A 15,689-nucleotide genomic window follows, 5' to 3' on the forward strand; every position below is an offset into this window, starting at 1 on the left:
TGTCTGCGAAGAATTAGCAGATAACCGGCCTTCGAATCTGGCGCGCTCTGACATACACTGCGCGGCCGTTTTTTAACCGGAACCTGAAAGACATGAACAACGCATCTCCAGCCTGTGCCTTGGGTATCGACTTTGGCACGTCCAACTCCACTGTCGGCTGGCTGCGCCCCGGCGTGGAAACGCTGATCGCGCTGGAGGACGACAAGATCACCCTGCCGTCGGTGGTCTTCTTCAATATCGAGGAGCGTCGCCCGGTGTACGGCCGGCTGGCGCTGCACGAGTACCTGGAAGGCTACGAAGGCCGCCTGATGCGCTCGCTCAAGAGCCTGCTGGGTTCCAAGCTGATCAAGCACGACACCAGCGTCCTGGGCACGGCGATGCCGTTCAAGGACCTGCTCGGGCTGTTCATCGGCCAGCTCAAGAGCCGCGCCGAAGCCGCCGCCGGTCGGGAATTCGAAGAAGTGGTACTGGGTCGGCCGGTGTTTTTTGTCGACGATGACCCGATGGCCGACAAGGAAGCCGAAGACACCCTGGTCGACGTGGCGCGCAAGATCGGTTTCAAGGAAGTCTCGTTCCAGTACGAGCCGATTGCCGCCGCGTTCGACTACGAGTCGACCATCGAGAAAGAAGAGCTGGTACTGATCGTCGACATCGGCGGTGGTACCTCCGACTTCTCGCTGGTGCGCCTGTCGCCGGAGCGTCGGGGTGTGGATAACCGTCACGAGGACATCCTCGCCACCGGCGGTGTGCACATCGGCGGAACCGACTTCGACAAACAGCTCAGCCTGCAAGGCCTGATGCCGCTGTTCGGCTACGGCAGCCGCATGAAGAGCGGCGCCTACATGCCCACCAGCCACCACATGAACCTGGCGACCTGGCACACCATCAACTCGGTTTACTCGCAGAAGTCGCAACTGGCCCTGGGCAGCATGCGCTACGACATCGAGGACACCGGCGGCATCGATCGCCTGTTCAAGCTGATCGAACAGCGCGCCGGGCACTGGCTGGCCATGGAAGTGGAAGAAACCAAGATCCAGCTGACCCACGCCGACAACCGTCACGTGCCACTGGATCGCATTGAAGCGGGCCTGAGCGTGGACTTGAGCCGTGCACTGTTCGAGTCGGCCATCGACAGCCTGCTGGAGCGGGTGCGCAACAGCGTCACCCAGCTGCTGGCAGACGCCGATGTGCGGGTCGATCAGGTCGATACGGTGTTCTTCACCGGTGGCTCGAGCGGGATTCCGGCGCTGCGCAACAGTGTTTCGGCGATGTTGCCGAATGCGCGGCATGTGGAAGGGAATATCTTTGGCAGTATCGGCAGTGGTCTGGCGATTGAAGCGGCCAAGCGTTACGGCTCGATGGACTGATCCAGATTCAGTGGTTCCCCCTTCGCTGGCAAGCCAGCTCCTACAGGATTGCGTCGCCCTTGCAGGAGCTGGCTTGCCAGCGAAAGCGTCAGACCAGAGCCTGCATCTTTCGGATCAAACCATCCCCACCTGCTTCAACTCACTCTTCAGATACGCGTAGTAAATCGGCCCCGCCACCACTCCCGGCAGGCCGAACGCGGCCTCGAACACCAGCATCGCCAGCAGCAACTCCCACGACTTGGCACTGATCTGCCCGCCGACGATGCGCGCGTTGAGGAAGTATTCGAGCTTGTGGATAAAAATCAGATAACCCAGCGCCGCCACGGCAACCCAGATCGACAGCGACAGGCCGACGATGGTGATCAGGGTGTTCGACATCAGGTTGCCGATCACCGGCAGCAGGCCGAGCAGGAACGTCAGCACGATCAGGGTTTTGGTCAGCGGCAGCTTGATGCCGAACAGCGGCAGGATCACCGCCAGGAAAATCCCGGTGAAGACGGTGTTGAGCAGGGAGATCTTGATCTGGGCGAACACGATGTTGCGAAACGCCTGGACCAACAGGTGCAGGCGATCGAACAGTGCCGCCGCCAGCGGTTTGCGTTTGGTCAGATCCGGCACGCGCTGCAAGGCGATAATCGCGCCGAGCACCATGCCGATCAGCAGCGTCACGAACATGTGCGCCGCGTCCTTGCCCACCAGTTGCAAATCACTGAGGTGCTTGCTCACCCACTCGCCAATCGCCACTCGAAACTCCGCGGCACTGGCCGGCAGGTAAGCGTCGATGAACGGTGGCAGTTGTCCGCGCGCGCGGTCGACCACGCCCATGAATTTATCGAGGGAAGCGCCGGGGTTCTCTGCTTCGTGCAGCAGGAAGCTGATGGCACCGGCGAAGATCAGCGTCAGCACACTGACGATCAACGTCCCCAATAAGGCCACCGCCAGCCAGCGCGCGCGCCGGCCTTCGATCAGCCGTTGCAGTTGCGGGGTGAGCATGTTGACCAGTTCGAACACCAGCAACCCGGCGAGCAGGCTGGGCAGCAATCGCAGCGGGATGACCAGCAGCAGCCCGCCAAAAATGATGACCCAGCTGATGACCAGCAAAACTTGACGCTGAGAAAACGTTGGCATACAGCCTCAAAAACGAACGGCATAAAAAGGATTGGCAGTCTGCCAGCGATCCGGTGCGAGCACTAGGGATTGTGTGGGGCGACCTTAGTGGTGGTTCAGGATTTTTTGCAGCGCCTTCTGCGGCCCCATCGCGAGCAAGCTCGCTCCCACATTTGTCCGGCGTACTCAGTTCCACTGTGGGAGCGAGCTTGCTCGCGATGGGGCCAGCACAGCCACCACTGTCTTTGAGCCGATCTTATTTCTTCTTCAGACAGTCACTCATGAACGCCTTGCGCTCATCACCCTTGAGGGCTTTGGTGGCGGCGTCGGCGTTGCAGGTCTTCATTTTCTCTTGCTGCGGGGTCAAGGCCTTGCCGGCATCGTTTGCCGCCGGAGTCGCCTTCAGGCAGGTGCTCATGAAGGCTTTGCGCTCGTCGCCCTTGAGGCTTTTGGCCGTGGCGTCGGCGTTGCAGGTAGTCATCTTTTCCTGTTGGGCTGTGGCGGCGAAGCCCTGGGAACAGAGCAGCAAACCGATCATCAACAACGGGACATGCAACATCTTCATAGAGTTTTCTCCCTGTCGCCGCGCCGAGGAGCGCGGCTTTGTTCTGTAGTGTAGACAACCCCTGTTACACCTTCCTGTTCTCCAGATGGCTGCGGCGATACTGTTCTGGCGTACACCCGGCCTGGCGCTGGAACATCGCGATAAACGCCGAGCCGGTGCTGTAGCCCATGTCGAAGGCGATTTCTTGAACACTTCGCGGGCTATCCAGCGCTTCGATCGCCGCCAGAAAACGCAGGCGCTGGCGCCACTCACCGAAACTCATGCCCAGTTCCCGCACGAACTGCCGCGCCAGGGTGCGCTCGCTGACATGGATGCGTGCGGCCCATTCCCACAGGGGGCGGTTATCTCCCGGCTCGGCCTGCAACGCTTCCAGGATCCCGAGTAACCCGGGGCTGCTGGCATAGGGCAGGTAGCACTCGTGCACCGGGGCCTGTTGCAGTTGATCCACCAATACCTGGGCCAGACGCTGGTCGGCGGCCTGCTCGGGGATTTTCACGTCACGGGCGGCGAAGTCCTTGAGGATCGCCTTGAGGATGTCGCTGATGGCCAGGGTGCAGGCTCGCGGCGGCAGATCGGCGCACACCTTGGGGGCCAGGCACACCGCGCGGTAGTTGACCGGTTGGTGACTGTAAAAACTGTGCTGGATCTGCGGCGGCACCCACACCGCGTATTGCGGCGGTGACATGAAGCGGCTGCCCTCGACGTCCATGTGCAGCACGCCGTGGGCTGCGTATTCCAGCGTCCCCCAGGGATGTCGATGGGGCGCGGCGTATTCGTGGGCGTCGAAATCGGCGTAGCGGAAGTACACCGCCGACGGCAGTTCGCTGAAATCCAGCAGGTCGATGTGTTTACTGCTCATGCTGTCCGTCATCAAGGGCGGGTTGTCTGGATTGAAGTATAGACTTGCATCCAGACAAGCGGATAATTGCCCCTCATTAACGTTCTGGTTTTTCCCGATGCAATACGCTTACCCCCTGCTGGCCATTTTTATCTGGGCCGGCAACACCGTGATCACCAAAATGTCGGCCGGGGCGATCTTCCCCGCCGAGATCGGTTTCTACCGCTGGCTGCTGGCCGGGTTGCTGTTCACGCCCTTCATGCTCAAACCGGTGCTCGCCCATTGGCCGCTGATCCGCCCGAAACTGGGCAAGATTTTTGTCCTCGGTGTTCTCGGCATGGCGGTCTATCAAAGCCTGGCGTACTTCGCCGCGAGCCTGACCTCGGCCACCAACATGGGCATCATCCTGTCGCTGATGCCGCTGATGTCGCTCGCCATGGCGATCATCAGCCTCGGCCAGCGCCTGACCATGGGTGCCTTGGCCGGTGCGGTGCTGTCGTTCGCCGGTGTCCTGGTGGTGGTGTCGTCCGGCAGCCTTGGCGCATTGCTCGAACACGGGGTCAACCTGGGTGACGCGATGATGTTGATCGCCACCCTGGCCTACGCGGTCTACAGCACCCTGTTGAAAAAATGGCAGCTGAAACTGCCGCCGCTGGTGCTCCTGTATCTGCAGGTGCTGGTAGCCGTGTTGGTGCTGTTTCCGCTGTTCCTCGTCTCACCGAAAGTCGGCCCGACCCTGCAGAACATTCCGCTGGTGCTGTACGCCTGCCTGCTGGCTTCGATGGTCGCGCCGCTGGCGTGGATGCAGGCCGTGGTACGTTTGGGGCCGAGCCGGACCACGCAGTTTTTCAATTTGCTGCCGTTGATTACCGCATTGATTGCGGCGGTGGTGCTGCATGAACAGCTGGCGATGTATCACCTGGTGGGCGGGGTGCTGACCTTGGGTGGGGTGATTGTTTCCGAGCGCTGGACGACGGTGTTGGGGCGCACCTAGTTTTTTTGTGGCGGTCTAAAGCCCTACCGCGCTCAGCCGCGCCGCATGCTCGACAAACAACCGGATCGGTTCGGCCCCCTTGCCCACCAGCCCCAGCGACTGGTTGACGATATCGAAGTGATCCAGCGGATACTCATCGCCAATCACCGTCCCCAGGTGCGAGCTGTAGCGACCGACCATGCCGTCGCAATGCCCGGCTTCGCGGACGAAGGTTTTAGCGAACAGCCGGCAACTGCGGTTGGTGCCGTCCAGCAGATTGCGCCCGCGATCGGTAATCCCCGGTTGCAAGGTGCCGGACCAGGAGTAATAGCGCACGCCGTTGACCTCTTCGGCACCGTGACCGCCCCAGGTTTCAGGCAAGCCCTGTGGATAACACTGGTTGAACAGCGCCACGCCAGCGGTAGTGAGGGAGTGATGGGATGCAGGGATATCCACCGGCAGCTTCGGCCCGCGGTAACCGGTATCCAGCAAAGCCATCAACGCGCCAACCATCCGCAGAAAAAAGCACAGCAAACGACCACGGACGCTGTCATGGGGATAATGCCTGTGCAGATAATCGGCGAGCTCCGAGCCGTGGTTCGGCCCCGCCACCGAGGTCACCGATGCCACCAGGTCAGGACGCTTGGCGGCGGCATAACGGGCGGTCAGCGAGCCCTGGCTATGGCCGATCAGGTTGACCTTGTCGGCCCCGGTCTCCCGCAGAATTTCGTCGATACGTACCAGCAGTTGCTCGCCGCGCACTTCGTTCGAGTTCAGCGGCGAGACCTGCACCGCGAACACCACGGCACCACCACGGCGCAACGCCTCGACGATCCCGTACCAGTAGGGATAAAGCACCAGGCGGATGAACCCGAGCATTCCCGGGACCAACACCAACGGGTAGCGCGGGGCAGAACCTTGCGACATGGGCGGACATCCTGGTGGTCGGGTGGTGACGCAAGGCGGGATGCAAGACATCCGCCAAGCATCGCCAGCGAAGATGACAAGTCTATGTCATCCGCCCTACTTCAACCCCGCCACGCCCGCCACGATCAGCCCGATCGAGACCAGCTTGATCACGGTCAGGCTTTCACCCAGCAGCGCGAAACCGAGAAACACCGTGCCCAGCGAACCGATCGCGGTCCAGATCGGGTACGCGATGCTCACCGGCAACTCGCGCATGGCCAGGGTCAGGAAGTAGATCCCGCCCACAGCGGCCACCACGGTGATCAGCGAAGGCCAGAGCCGGGTGAAGCCCTCGGCGTACTTCATGCCCATGGCGAAGGTGACTTCGAACCCGGCGGCGACCAGCAGAAACAGCCAGGCCATCTAGAACTCCCCGGCCAGCGCCAACAAGCGCTGCTCAGCCTCGGCGGCAGAGATCTCAAAGCTGCGCTCGGCGGACTCTTCGCCCTCGACAGCCACCACGGTGACGTCCGTGATGCCGATGAATCCGAGCACCGTGCGCAGCAGCTTGTCGGCATGGTTCATGGTTTCCAGCTCGCCTCCCGGGCCAAAACCGAAGCCACCACGACTGGTGATGATCAGGGCTTTTTTGCCCTGCACCAACGGTTGGTACTGGGCCACGCCATTGTCCAGGGTGTGATCGAAGGTCACCCCGATGCGCACGACCTGATCGATCCAGGCCTTGAGGCCACTCGGTACGCTGAAGTTGTGCATCGGCGTGGAAATCAGCAACACATCGTGGCCGAGCAGTTCGCCGACCAACTCGTCGCTGAGCGCCAGGTCGGCCTGCATCGACAGTGGCCGAGCGTCGGGCTCGGGGTAAAACGCGGCGGCTACGAACGCCTCGTTGACCGGCGGTATCAACGCCCGCCCGACTTCGCGTCGGGTCAACTGTGAGTGGGGATGACGGGCCTGCCAGGCCGACAGAAACACTTCGGCCAAACGGCGGGAGTGCGAGCGATCACCACGGGGGCTGGCGTGAACAGCAAGAATTCTACTCATCTGAATCTCCTCAAGGACTAAACTAAAACCACTTGTGGCTTGCAGCTTGAAGCTCACAGCTGCTCTCATTCAAATGAGTAGAAATCAGTCTGGATGAATCCATTTCATCCATGGAGTGTTCAATGTTTGCCTCGTTGCCGTTGACCGCCCTGCGGGCCTTTGAGTCCGCCTCACGCCTGTTGAGCTTCAAGGCCGCCGCCGAAGAACTGTCCGTTACCCCGACGGCGGTGTCCCACCAGATCCGCTCCCTGGAGAGCTGGCTCGGCGTGCCGTTGTTCGAGCGCCTGCCGCGCCAGGTACGCCTGACCGAATGTGGCGAAAGGTTGTTCCACAGCCTGCACGGGGCGTTTCTGGAAGTGGCTCAAAGTGTCGATACCCTGCGCCCGCAACGCAGCGGCGCCAACCTCACGGTCTCCACCACCGCTGCCTTCGCCGCGCTGTGGCTGGTACCGCGCCTGGGACGTTTCTACGCTCGGCACCCGAACATCAACGTGCGCCTCGATACCCACTGCGAAGTCCTCGATCTGCATCAGGACGCCAGTGTCGATCTGGTGCTGCGCTACAGCCTCGACGATTACCCCAATCTGTACGGCCAGTGCCTGTTCGACGAATCCTTCGGCGTCTACGGTTCGCCCGAACAAGTGGTCCTGGCGTCGAGTCGCGCCCCGACGTTGATCAGCGTGCGCTGGCACAACTCCAAACTCTATGTCCACGGCTGGGAGGCCTGGTGCGCTTGCTCCGGCGAAACCTGGCTGAGCGGCCGGCCAGCGGTGCGCGAATACGACGAAGAGCATTACGCCCTGCAAGCGGCGATTGCCGGGCAAGGTCTGGTATTGGCAAGCAATATTCTGGTGTCGGAAAGCGTGGCCAGTGGTCTGTTGTTGCCGTACCGGGGGGAAATCCAGGTCGATGGCGCCGGCTACAGTGCCCTGTGCGTGCCGGGACGCGAACGGCACCCACCGGTTCGGGCGTTTTTTGCATGGCTGCGCGAAGAGGCATTGGCGTCGGGACATGCTCTGACGTGAGAATTGCTGCGACTACCAGACCGCCATCGCGAGCAAGCTCGCTCCCACAATGATCTGTAAACGCAGGACCAATGTGGGAGCGAGCTTGCTCCGGGCGGCGCTCCGACGATGGCTCTGTCACGGGCGCCCGATTATCTGGGCGGCTTGACGGTGACAGGCACCTTGCCCGCCTTCATCCGCTCCAGCAACGGCGCACACTGGTTCGGCTCACCTGCGCTCGGCGCCACCAGCGCCAGCAACCCTGCCGCCGGTGCAGCGATCACGCCCAGCGCCACCATCCCGGCTCCGCGCAGCATCAACGGCACGGCCTTGACCCCGGCATCGGGCTTGATGAACTTGCCGCGCACATACAGCGGCGAACGCAATGATATCAGGCGCCAACCCTTGGATTCCGGGGTGATGGTCAGGTCCAGCTGTTCAGTCGCCATGTTCGCGGTGCCGTCGATGTAGACGATGGCGTTCTCGGTGTCGAATACAAACAAGCGGGTACTCGCCAAGCCGGACTGGATGCCGAAGTCGGCGGCTGCGCAGTTGATCTTCACTTCCTTGTCGCCAAAGATCTTGCCGACCACATAGTTGCCGACATTCAGGCCCGCCAGCTCCATCAATTCGCGACTGATGGCGCCATCGTTGATGAGCATTTTCAGGCTGCCATTGGCACTGCCCAGCAGCTTGGCCACCGAATTGCCGCGTCCGCTGATATCAGCATCGCCGTTGAGTTCGCCAAAACTGGTTTTCATCGGTTCAAAGCCGGGGAACAACTGCTTGAGTTTGAAGCCCCGCGCCGTGAGCCTGGCCTGGCCTTCCAGTGGATCGGTGTGGCCGTTCAGGCGAATCTGCGCATCCAGCTTGCCGTCGGCCACGCCGAAGCGCAGCGGCTCGAAGCTAAGCACGCCATCGGTGAGTACCAGATGGGTATAGAGGTCGTTGAACGGCAATTTTTCGCTGTGTACGATGCGCTTGCCGGTGAACTCGACATCGGCGTCCATATCGCGCCAGCGATCGGTCTTGAACTCTTCGACCGGCAGCACTTTGTCCGCCGGTTGTTTGCTGTCGCCGCCTCGCTCCTTCTGTTTGGCGTTGGAGTCGGCACCAATCAGCGGCGCCAGATCGGCGAACAGCAATTGATTGGACAACAGCGAGCCGCTGAGTTTTGGCCGTGGCTGGCTGGCCACATAAGTCAGATTGCCATGGATGTCGCTTTCGCCGATCTTGCCGTTGAATTCTTCGTAGCGGAACACCGCGCCACCCGCCTCGTGCAACTTGGCGACCAGGTGGCCGTCGGTGGCATAGGGTGGCGTGTCCGGCAGGGTCACGCCGGTCAGCGGGTAGAGGTTGCCCAGGCTGGTGCCGGCCAGTTTCAGGCGCAGGTCCAGGGCGCCGAGATTGAGTGGGTCGGTCAGGGTCCCGGCCAATTCGACGCTTGAGTCGGCGATCTTCACCTGTGCCTGAAGCGGAAACGGCTGCGCCGCGTCCTGCAGCGCCAACAGCCCGCCAATCTTGCCCTGGCCCGCGAGTTTCTGGCCGTGGTACTGGCCGTTGACCTTGAGGGCGAACGCATAATCCTGGGGTGACGAGCCTTTTTCCTGCGCGGCTTTCGCCGCTTTGTCGCCAACGATATCGCTGAACGGAACCGGTTTGCCCAATGGATCGATCAGCACGTCGAGTTGAGTCTTCAGGCTCTGGTCGTCGAGGGTAACGTGGCTCTTGTCGAAGCCGATCGCGCCGACATCCACCACCCAGCTTGAAGGCTCGGCGTTGGGGTCTTTTGGGTCGAATTTGAAAGTCCAGTTGGCGCGCCCGTCAGCCAGGCGTTGCAGCTCGGCATTCGGCTCGGTGAGATCGATGCGCGGGATCACCACCCGCTGCGCCAGCAACGCCAGGGGTGAAATACGCAGTTCTACCCGCTTGAGGGTGACCATCTGCGGTTGCTTCGACCAGTCCGGGTTGCCCAGGCTGAGGTCCTCGGCTACTACATGGGGCCACGGCACCCAGGCGCGCCAGCCGCTTTCATCGGGTTCGGGCCGCCAGACCACCGACAGATTGCCGTTGATGGCGAAAGCGCGATGCAGCTCTTCGGAAATTTTGGCGTTGAGCGGCGGTTTGATCCGGTTCCAGTCGAAGAACACGATGATCAGCACCAGCACCATCAACAAGGCAAGGAAGGTGGAAAGGGTCCAGACAATCGTCTTTTGAGTGCGCGTCATTGCACAGGGCTCCTGATACGACTGAGCGCCCCGACTGCGACGCACATGTGAAACGGTGAGCCGCAAGCGACCCGCCATGAATTCTACGACTGATAAAAACCCGGCAGGTTTAATCGATAGACCGAATTCGCCGAATTCGCCAAGTCCAATACTGACCAATCAGTCATTCAGCGTTACCACCTCCGCACTTTTGCAGGCCAGAGATGGGTCGAAAATACCCACTCCGGTGCAAAACCATCCGTGGGAAGCGCCCGTTCTAGAGCCTCAGCAGCAAACAATCAATTCCGTTGATTATTACCATTGCGTTTATGAACTTTCATATCGACTTATCGAGAGTAGCATTGCTTTCGTACCCACTTATTCGCCCTCCCAAGGAGCAAAACAATCATGAAACGCCAATTACTGCTTAGCCTTACCCTCTCGATGCTGGCCAGCACTGCTTTTGCCCTGCCAGCCGCTGACCAGGCCACGCCACAAGTGAAACAAAACCACTCGGTGTTCAGCCAGACCGTCGCCGCTGATGGTTCCGACCGTACTCCACAAGGCCAGACCCTTGCCGAAGGCGGTAATGATCGCCTGAAAGAAAAAGGCCTGATCACTCAGGATGGCTCGGACCGTACCCCACAAGGTCAAACCCTGGCTGCCGATGGTTCGGACCGCACCCCACAAGGTCAGACCCTCGCTGCTGACGGTTCGGACCGCACCCCACAAGGCCAGACCCTGGCTGCCGACGGTTCTGATCGTACTCCACAAGGTCAAACCCTCGCTGAAGGCGGTGGTGACCGTGTGATCGAACGCAACAGCGATCTGAGCTAAGCCTCATGGCCGCCCTGAAAAAAAGCCCAATCCCCGGATTGGGCTTTTGACTTTTCAGCGATCCGCTTGATAAATGCGGCACTTCCCTGCTTGATCCCCCACAGTCGTTCGACGCCGGCAAAGCCGATTTGCTAGAGTGCGCGCGTCCCTGTCCAGAAAACACCCCTGCGATGCTGCCCCGCGCCGAACAGAAACAACAAACCCGTAACGCCCTGATGGACGCTGCCCGGCGCCTGATGGATGGCGGCCGAGGATTCGGCAGCCTGAGCCTGCGCGAAGTCGCGAAAACCGCTGGCATCGTACCGACCGGTTTCTACCGCCATTTTGCCGATATGGATGAACTGGGCCTGGTGCTGGTCAGCGAAGTCGGCCAGACATTCCGCGAAACCATTCGCCTGGTACGACACAACGAATTCGTGATGGGCGGCATCATCGATGCCTCGGTGCGGATCTTTCTCGACGTGGTCAGCGCCAACCGTTCGCAGTTCCTGTTTCTCGCCCGTGAGCAATACGGCGGTTCGCTGCCGGTGCGCCAGGCCATCGGCCGTTTGCGTGAAGACATCAGTTCGGACCTCGCGGCGGACTTGTCACTGATGCCGAAGCTGCAGCATCTGGACATCGCCGACCTGAGTGTCATGGCGGATCTGATCGTCAAAAGCGTGTTCGCCACCCTGCCGGACATCATCGATCCGCCAGCCGAAGCCTTGCCCGAGCACCTGACGCCCCAGGCGAAAATCACCCAGCAACTGCGGTTTATCTTTATCGGCCTCAAGCATTGGCAAGGGCTTGGAAGTACTGAGTAACCCTTAACCTTCAGTCTGGATCAAAACCCTGTGGGAGCGAGCTTGCTCGCGATAGCGTCGGCACATACAGAATCGATGTGACAGATACGCCACCATCGCGAGCAAGCTCGCTCCCACACTGACTCGCGTCGCTTCAACTTGGTGCGCAAATCAAAAACAACGCACCAACTTCAACCAAAAAACTCACTCCATCGATACCAGTCCCACGTCCCCTTCAGCCATTTCCTACGCATCATGTCGATTGGCAAGCCCCTTGCTCTAGCCTGAGCATTGTCCATTGCTGGAAGCCTTCCGATGCTGGTGATTCATCGCAGAATCGACCCTCAACCCGTTTGGGCCGCCGAACTGCACCTGACGTTCGAAGCCCGCAGCAAAAGCCGTTTGCGCTGTTTCAGTGCCGAGGGCGAAGACGTCGGATTGTTTTTGGAGCGCGGCCAGCCGCCGTTGCATGACGGCGAATGCCTGCAAGCCGAAGACGGGCGAATCGTGCGTGTCTGCGCCCGCCCCGAACAATTGCTCCACGTCACCTGCGCCAATACCTTTGAACTGACCCGCGCGGCCTATCACCTGGGCAATCGCCATGTCGCCCTGCAAGTCGACGACGGCTGGTTGCGCCTGCTCGACGATTACGTGCTCAAGGCCATGCTCGAACAACTCGGTGCCGTTGCCGTGAATATCGAGGCGCCATTCCAGCCGGAACATGGCGCCTACGGMGGTGGCCATCACCACTCGCGCCACGGCGATGAAGACTTCAACTACGCGCCGAAACTGCACCAGTTCGGCGTACGCCCATGAACCCGGCTTGGGCGCTGTTGCGTCTGGCCAGCCCGCAACTGCCGATTGGCGGCTACAGCTACTCCCAAGGGCTGGAAATGGCTGTGGATAACGGCCGGGTTCACGACCCCGACAGTGCGCGACGCTGGATCAGCGATCAGTTGCTTTTGAATCTGGCACGCTTCGAAGCGCCGCTGTTACTCGCCCATTGCGTGGCCGCCAGCAAGGAAAACTGGGACGAATTGCTGCAGAGCTGCGAAGCGCATCGCGCCAGTCGCGAAACCCGCGAGCTGCATCAGGAGAGCCGGCAGATGGGCTACTCCTTGCAGCAATTGCTCAATGGCTTGCCGGAACTCGACGCGCCGGCCCGTGCCTTCCTCGAACAACGCAGCGAGCCACATCTGGCTCTGGGTTGGGCCTTGGCCGCGCGCGCCTGGCAGATCAGCCCGCAGGACGCCCTGGCCGCGTGGCTCTGGAGCTGGCTGGAAAACCAATTGGCGGTGCTGATGAAGACCTTGCCATTGGGTCAGCAAGCGGCCCAGCGCCTGACCAGCGAACTGTTGCCGCTGTTGCAGCAGGCCCAGCAGGACGCCAGCCACATCCACCCCGATCACTACGGCAGCGCCGCTTTCGGCCTGTCCCTGGCGTGTATGGCCCACGAGCGCCAGTACAGCCGTCTGTTCCGCTCCTAGGGCCCCTAATTTTGGAGAATCACATGAACACACAACCCCTGCGCGTCGGCATCGGCGGCCCGGTCGGCTCCGGCAAAACCGCCCTGACCCTGGCCCTGTGCCTGGCCCTGCGCGAGCGCTACAACCTGGCCGTGGTGACCAACGACATCTACACCCGCGAAGACGCCGACTTTCTGGTGCGCAATGAAGCCCTGGCGCCGGAACGCATCATCGGCGTGGAAACCGGTGGTTGCCCGCACACGGCCATCCGCGAAGACGCCTCGATCAACCTCGAAGCCGTGGATCAACTCAATCGCCGTTTTCCGGGGCTGGATCTGATCCTGGTGGAGTCCGGTGGCGACAACCTCTCCGCCACCTTCAGCCCGGAACTGTCGGACCTGACGATCTACGTGATCGACGTCTCGGCCGGCGACAAGCTGCCACGCAAGGGTGGACCGGGGATCTGCAAATCCGACCTGCTGGTGATCAACAAGATCGACCTCGCGCCGCTGGTCGGTGCCTCGCTGGAGATGATGAACAGCGACACCCAGCGCATGCGCAACGGCAAGCCGTTCGTGTTCAGCAATCAGAAAACCGGCCTGGGTCTCGAAGAGATCATCACCTTCATCGAACGCCAGGGTTTGCTGACCGCGGCCTGATCACCACTTATCAACAAGGAAGCTTATCCATGACACTCAAACGCATTCTCGGCGCCCTGGCCCTGCTGCTGACCCCAGCCCTCGCCTTCGCCCATCCGGGACATGGCGACAACGGCTTGATCGCCGGTATCAGCCATCCGCTTGGCGGCCTCGATCACTTGCTGGCGATGCTGGCGGTCGGTCTTTGGGCCGCGCAGCAACAAGGCGCCGCACGCTGGGCGCTGCCGTGCACCTTTGTCGGCACTCTGCTGATTGGCGGGCTGTTGGGTTTTGAAGGATTGAACCTGCCGGCACTGGAGAGCGGGATTGCCGCTTCCGTGTTGGCTTTGGGGCTGGCGGTTGCCTTGGCAGTGCGTCCACCGTTGGTGATGGCGGTGGGTGCGACGGCGTTGTTTGCATTGTTTCATGGTGTTGCGCATGGGCTGGAACTGCCGGACATGTCGAGTCCATGGACCTATGCCGCTGGGTTTATGGTGGCGACAGCGGTGTTGCATGCGGCGGGTTATGCGCTGGTGCGGGTGTTGCCGCAGGCGGCGACGCCATTGGTGCGACTGGCGGGTGCGGCGTCGGCGGCGACCGGGGTGTGGTTGCTGGCGGGCTGATTTTTTGATGCCTGTGATGGCCCCATCGCGAGCAGGCTCGCTCCCACATTGGTCCTGTGCACACAGTTCCATTGTGGGAGCGAGCTTGCTCGCGATGGCGGCCTGACAGACACCACCCCTCTCAGGCCTGCTAACATGTCGCGCAATCGCCCCTGCCGTGACGACGCCAGCCAATGCCGCCTGTTTCCCGCTCTGCCTCCCAGCCTGAATTGACCGCCCTGTTCACCTCGGTGCAACAGCACTTCCTGAACGTCATCGTGCCGCTCTGGCAAGGCCCGGGCTGGAACGCCGACATGGCGTTGCCCTACGAGGCGCTGGATGCCGGACACCAACCGCTGCCACCGCAACGCTACCGGGCCATGGCCTGTGCGCGACAGTTGTATCTGTTTGCCAACCTGATCGGTCAGGTGCCGGGCGCCGAAGAGCGTGCCGCCGCGTTGTTCCGCTCGTTGCAGCGGCACTTCCACGATGCCGAGCACGGCGGCTGGTTCTACAGTGTCGATGCGCAAGGTGCGCCGCTGGATCAGCGCAAGGACCTCTACACCCACGCCTTCATCCTGTTCGCCTGCGCCCATTACTGGAACAAGGTCCGCGAGCCGCTGGTGGAGTCGGTGCTCAATGCCTCGCTGGAAGTGATTGCGCAGCGTTTCGCCACGGACGACGGTCTGTACGAAGCCACGCTCGACCGCGACTGGGCATCGCTGGACAGCGGCCCTTTGCAAAACCCGCTGATGCACCTGGCCGAAGCATTCCTCGCCACACTGCAAGTCCGTGAAGACCTCGACGTGCAACAGGCGCTCGTCGAGTTATGCACAGCCATGCACGCGCGCTTCATCGATCCGCAGCGCGGCGTGTTGATGGAAAAGCCGCTGGGGTCTGTGGATAACTGGTTTGAACCGGGGCATCAGTTCGAGTGGTATTTCCTGCTGGAATCCTCGGCGCTGTTACGCCATTCGGCGCTGCATGCCGATCTGGAGCGGGCCTTCGCCTTTACCGAGCAAATGGGCGTCGATCAGCAGACTGGCGCCGTGCGGGCGATGCTCGACTTCGCAGCGGATCACGGCGTCCGGGACGCCACGCAGCGTATCTGGGCGCAGGCCGAGTACCTGCGCGCGTTGACACTGCGACCGCACAGCGAAGCAGATGTACTGCGCCAGTTGCAGGCGTTGCAGCAGCGCTCGCTGCATGCCGGCGGCTGGTACGAATGCCGTGACGAGCACGGTGAAGTCAGCCGCCGCGACATGCCATCGACAACGCCCTATCACCTTGCGACTTGTTATCGCGGGTTGGCGGAATATCTCGTCACAAGGTGAA

General features: G+C 61.3%; 17 protein-coding genes. 10 read left to right on the forward strand and 7 right to left on the reverse strand.

Annotated features, from left to right (window positions below; all coding sequences use genetic code 11):
- Positions 1-92 precede the first annotated feature (92 nt).
- On the forward strand, positions 93-1,367 hold the full coding sequence (locus tag AC1DXW_RS10570) for an Hsp70 family protein (protein ID WP_477753460.1): 1,275 nt from the start codon (positions 93-95) through the stop codon (positions 1,365-1,367).
- Between the two features lie 114 nt (positions 1,368-1,481).
- On the opposite strand, the gene AC1DXW_RS10575 is transcribed toward AC1DXW_RS10570, so the two are convergent.
- From AC1DXW_RS10575 to AC1DXW_RS10585, 3 genes are all read right to left on the reverse strand, one after another.
- On the reverse strand, positions 1,482-2,495 hold the full coding sequence (locus AC1DXW_RS10575) for an AI-2E family transporter (RefSeq protein WP_477759994.1): 1,014 nt from the start codon (positions 2,493-2,495) through the stop codon (positions 1,482-1,484).
- Positions 2,496-2,730: 235 nt separating this feature from the next.
- Positions 2,731-3,039 carry a PsiF family protein gene (locus AC1DXW_RS10580; protein WP_477759995.1) on the reverse strand — a complete coding sequence of 103 codons (309 nt, stop codon included), beginning with the start codon at positions 3,037-3,039 and terminating at the stop codon, positions 2,731-2,733.
- 64 nt (positions 3,040-3,103) lie between these two features.
- Positions 3,104-3,898 (reverse strand): AraC family transcriptional regulator, encoded by a 795-nt coding sequence (locus AC1DXW_RS10585; RefSeq protein ID WP_477753463.1) that lies wholly within the window; start codon positions 3,896-3,898, stop codon positions 3,104-3,106.
- A 97-nt stretch (positions 3,899-3,995) separates the two neighbouring features.
- On the opposite strand from AC1DXW_RS10585, the gene AC1DXW_RS10590 reads away from it, so the two are divergent.
- Positions 3,996-4,871, forward strand: coding sequence for a DMT family transporter (locus tag AC1DXW_RS10590; protein WP_477753464.1), 876 nt, complete (start codon positions 3,996-3,998; stop codon positions 4,869-4,871).
- A gap of 15 nt (positions 4,872-4,886) precedes the next feature.
- Here the strand turns inward: AC1DXW_RS10590 and AC1DXW_RS10595 are convergent, their stop codons facing one another.
- The 3 genes from AC1DXW_RS10595 to AC1DXW_RS10605 all read right to left on the reverse strand — a co-directional run bounded on the left by AC1DXW_RS10595 (position 4,887) and on the right by AC1DXW_RS10605 (position 6,818).
- Entirely contained in the window at positions 4,887-5,777 is an 891-nt protein-coding gene (locus tag AC1DXW_RS10595) for an esterase/lipase family protein (RefSeq protein ID WP_477759996.1), read from the reverse strand.
- Between the two features lie 96 nt (positions 5,778-5,873).
- The gene (locus AC1DXW_RS10600) at positions 5,874-6,179 is read right to left on the reverse strand and encodes a DMT family transporter (RefSeq protein ID WP_477753466.1); all 306 of its coding nucleotides are present in this window, start codon (positions 6,177-6,179) and stop codon (positions 5,874-5,876) included.
- Positions 6,180-6,818, reverse strand: a complete 639-nt coding sequence (locus AC1DXW_RS10605) for an FMN-dependent NADH-azoreductase (RefSeq protein ID WP_477759997.1) — start codon at positions 6,816-6,818, stop codon at positions 6,180-6,182.
- A 110-nt stretch (positions 6,819-6,928) separates the two neighbouring features.
- Here AC1DXW_RS10605 and AC1DXW_RS10610 point away from each other — a divergent pair, with 110 nt between their 5' ends.
- Positions 6,929-7,843 carry a LysR substrate-binding domain-containing protein gene (locus AC1DXW_RS10610; RefSeq protein ID WP_477753468.1) on the forward strand — a complete coding sequence of 305 codons (915 nt, stop codon included), beginning with the start codon at positions 6,929-6,931 and terminating at the stop codon, positions 7,841-7,843.
- A 131-nt stretch (positions 7,844-7,974) separates the two neighbouring features.
- On the opposite strand, the gene AC1DXW_RS10615 is transcribed toward AC1DXW_RS10610, so the two are convergent.
- On the reverse strand, positions 7,975-10,050 hold the full coding sequence (locus AC1DXW_RS10615) for an AsmA family protein (RefSeq protein WP_477753469.1): 2,076 nt from the start codon (positions 10,048-10,050) through the stop codon (positions 7,975-7,977).
- Positions 10,051-10,437: 387 nt separating this feature from the next.
- Here AC1DXW_RS10615 and AC1DXW_RS10620 point away from each other — a divergent pair, with 387 nt between their 5' ends.
- The 7 genes from AC1DXW_RS10620 to AC1DXW_RS10650 all read left to right on the forward strand — a co-directional run bounded on the left by AC1DXW_RS10620 (position 10,438) and on the right by AC1DXW_RS10650 (position 15,688).
- Positions 10,438-10,866, forward strand: coding sequence for a hypothetical protein (locus AC1DXW_RS10620; protein ID WP_477753470.1), 429 nt, complete (start codon positions 10,438-10,440; stop codon positions 10,864-10,866).
- A 170-nt stretch (positions 10,867-11,036) separates the two neighbouring features.
- Positions 11,037-11,669, forward strand: a complete 633-nt coding sequence (locus AC1DXW_RS10625) for a TetR family transcriptional regulator (protein ID WP_046039880.1) — start codon at positions 11,037-11,039, stop codon at positions 11,667-11,669.
- A gap of 294 nt (positions 11,670-11,963) precedes the next feature.
- Complete coding sequence (ureE, locus tag AC1DXW_RS10630; protein WP_477753471.1) at positions 11,964-12,464, forward strand: urease accessory protein UreE; 501 nt, start codon at positions 11,964-11,966, stop codon at positions 12,462-12,464.
- Positions 12,461-13,135 carry an urease accessory protein UreF gene (locus tag AC1DXW_RS10635; RefSeq protein ID WP_477753472.1) on the forward strand — a complete coding sequence of 225 codons (675 nt, stop codon included), beginning with the start codon at positions 12,461-12,463 and terminating at the stop codon, positions 13,133-13,135. Before ureE ends, AC1DXW_RS10635 begins: the two co-directional genes overlap by 4 nt.
- Positions 13,136-13,158: 23 nt before the next feature.
- Positions 13,159-13,773, forward strand: a complete 615-nt coding sequence (ureG, locus tag AC1DXW_RS10640) for an urease accessory protein UreG (protein WP_477753473.1) — start codon at positions 13,159-13,161, stop codon at positions 13,771-13,773.
- Between the two features lie 29 nt (positions 13,774-13,802).
- The gene (locus AC1DXW_RS10645) at positions 13,803-14,375 is read left to right on the forward strand and encodes a HupE/UreJ family protein (RefSeq protein WP_477753474.1); all 573 of its coding nucleotides are present in this window, start codon (positions 13,803-13,805) and stop codon (positions 14,373-14,375) included.
- Between the two features lie 173 nt (positions 14,376-14,548).
- On the forward strand, positions 14,549-15,688 hold the full coding sequence (locus AC1DXW_RS10650; RefSeq protein ID WP_477753475.1) for an AGE family epimerase/isomerase: 1,140 nt from the start codon (positions 14,549-14,551) through the stop codon (positions 15,686-15,688).
- Position 15,689: the final 1 nt, after the last annotated feature.

It is taken from the genome of Pseudomonas sp. P4_C4 (genome assembly GCF_056402055.1).

Bases quoted from the DNA above. Each gene is read 5' to 3' on its own strand.
- AC1DXW_RS10570 (WP_477753460.1), top strand. From the start codon at position 93: ATGAACAACGCATCTCCAGCCTGTGCCTTGGGTATCGACTTTGGCACG.
- AC1DXW_RS10575 (WP_477759994.1), bottom strand. From the start codon at position 2,495: ATGCCAACGTTTTCTCAGCGTCAAGTTTTGCTGGTCATCAGCTGGGTC.
- AC1DXW_RS10580 (WP_477759995.1), bottom strand. From the start codon at position 3,039: ATGAAGATGTTGCATGTCCCGTTGTTGATGATCGGTTTGCTGCTCTGT.
- AC1DXW_RS10585 (WP_477753463.1), bottom strand. From the start codon at position 3,898: ATGAGCAGTAAACACATCGACCTGCTGGATTTCAGCGAACTGCCGTCG.
- AC1DXW_RS10590 (WP_477753464.1), top strand. From the start codon at position 3,996: ATGCAATACGCTTACCCCCTGCTGGCCATTTTTATCTGGGCCGGCAAC.
- AC1DXW_RS10595 (WP_477759996.1), bottom strand. From the start codon at position 5,777: ATGTCGCAAGGTTCTGCCCCGCGCTACCCGTTGGTGTTGGTCCCGGGA.
- AC1DXW_RS10600 (WP_477753466.1), bottom strand. From the start codon at position 6,179: ATGGCCTGGCTGTTTCTGCTGGTCGCCGCCGGGTTCGAAGTCACCTTC.
- AC1DXW_RS10605 (WP_477759997.1), bottom strand. From the start codon at position 6,818: ATGAGTAGAATTCTTGCTGTTCACGCCAGCCCCCGTGGTGATCGCTCG.
- AC1DXW_RS10610 (WP_477753468.1), top strand. From the start codon at position 6,929: ATGGAGTGTTCAATGTTTGCCTCGTTGCCGTTGACCGCCCTGCGGGCC.
- AC1DXW_RS10615 (WP_477753469.1), bottom strand. From the start codon at position 10,050: ATGACGCGCACTCAAAAGACGATTGTCTGGACCCTTTCCACCTTCCTT.
- AC1DXW_RS10620 (WP_477753470.1), top strand. From the start codon at position 10,438: ATGAAACGCCAATTACTGCTTAGCCTTACCCTCTCGATGCTGGCCAGC.
- AC1DXW_RS10625 (WP_046039880.1), top strand. From the start codon at position 11,037: ATGCTGCCCCGCGCCGAACAGAAACAACAAACCCGTAACGCCCTGATG.
- AC1DXW_RS10635 (WP_477753472.1), top strand. From the start codon at position 12,461: ATGAACCCGGCTTGGGCGCTGTTGCGTCTGGCCAGCCCGCAACTGCCG.
- ureG (WP_477753473.1), top strand. From the start codon at position 13,159: ATGAACACACAACCCCTGCGCGTCGGCATCGGCGGCCCGGTCGGCTCC.
- AC1DXW_RS10645 (WP_477753474.1), top strand. From the start codon at position 13,803: ATGACACTCAAACGCATTCTCGGCGCCCTGGCCCTGCTGCTGACCCCA.
- AC1DXW_RS10650 (WP_477753475.1), top strand. From the start codon at position 14,549: ATGCCGCCTGTTTCCCGCTCTGCCTCCCAGCCTGAATTGACCGCCCTG.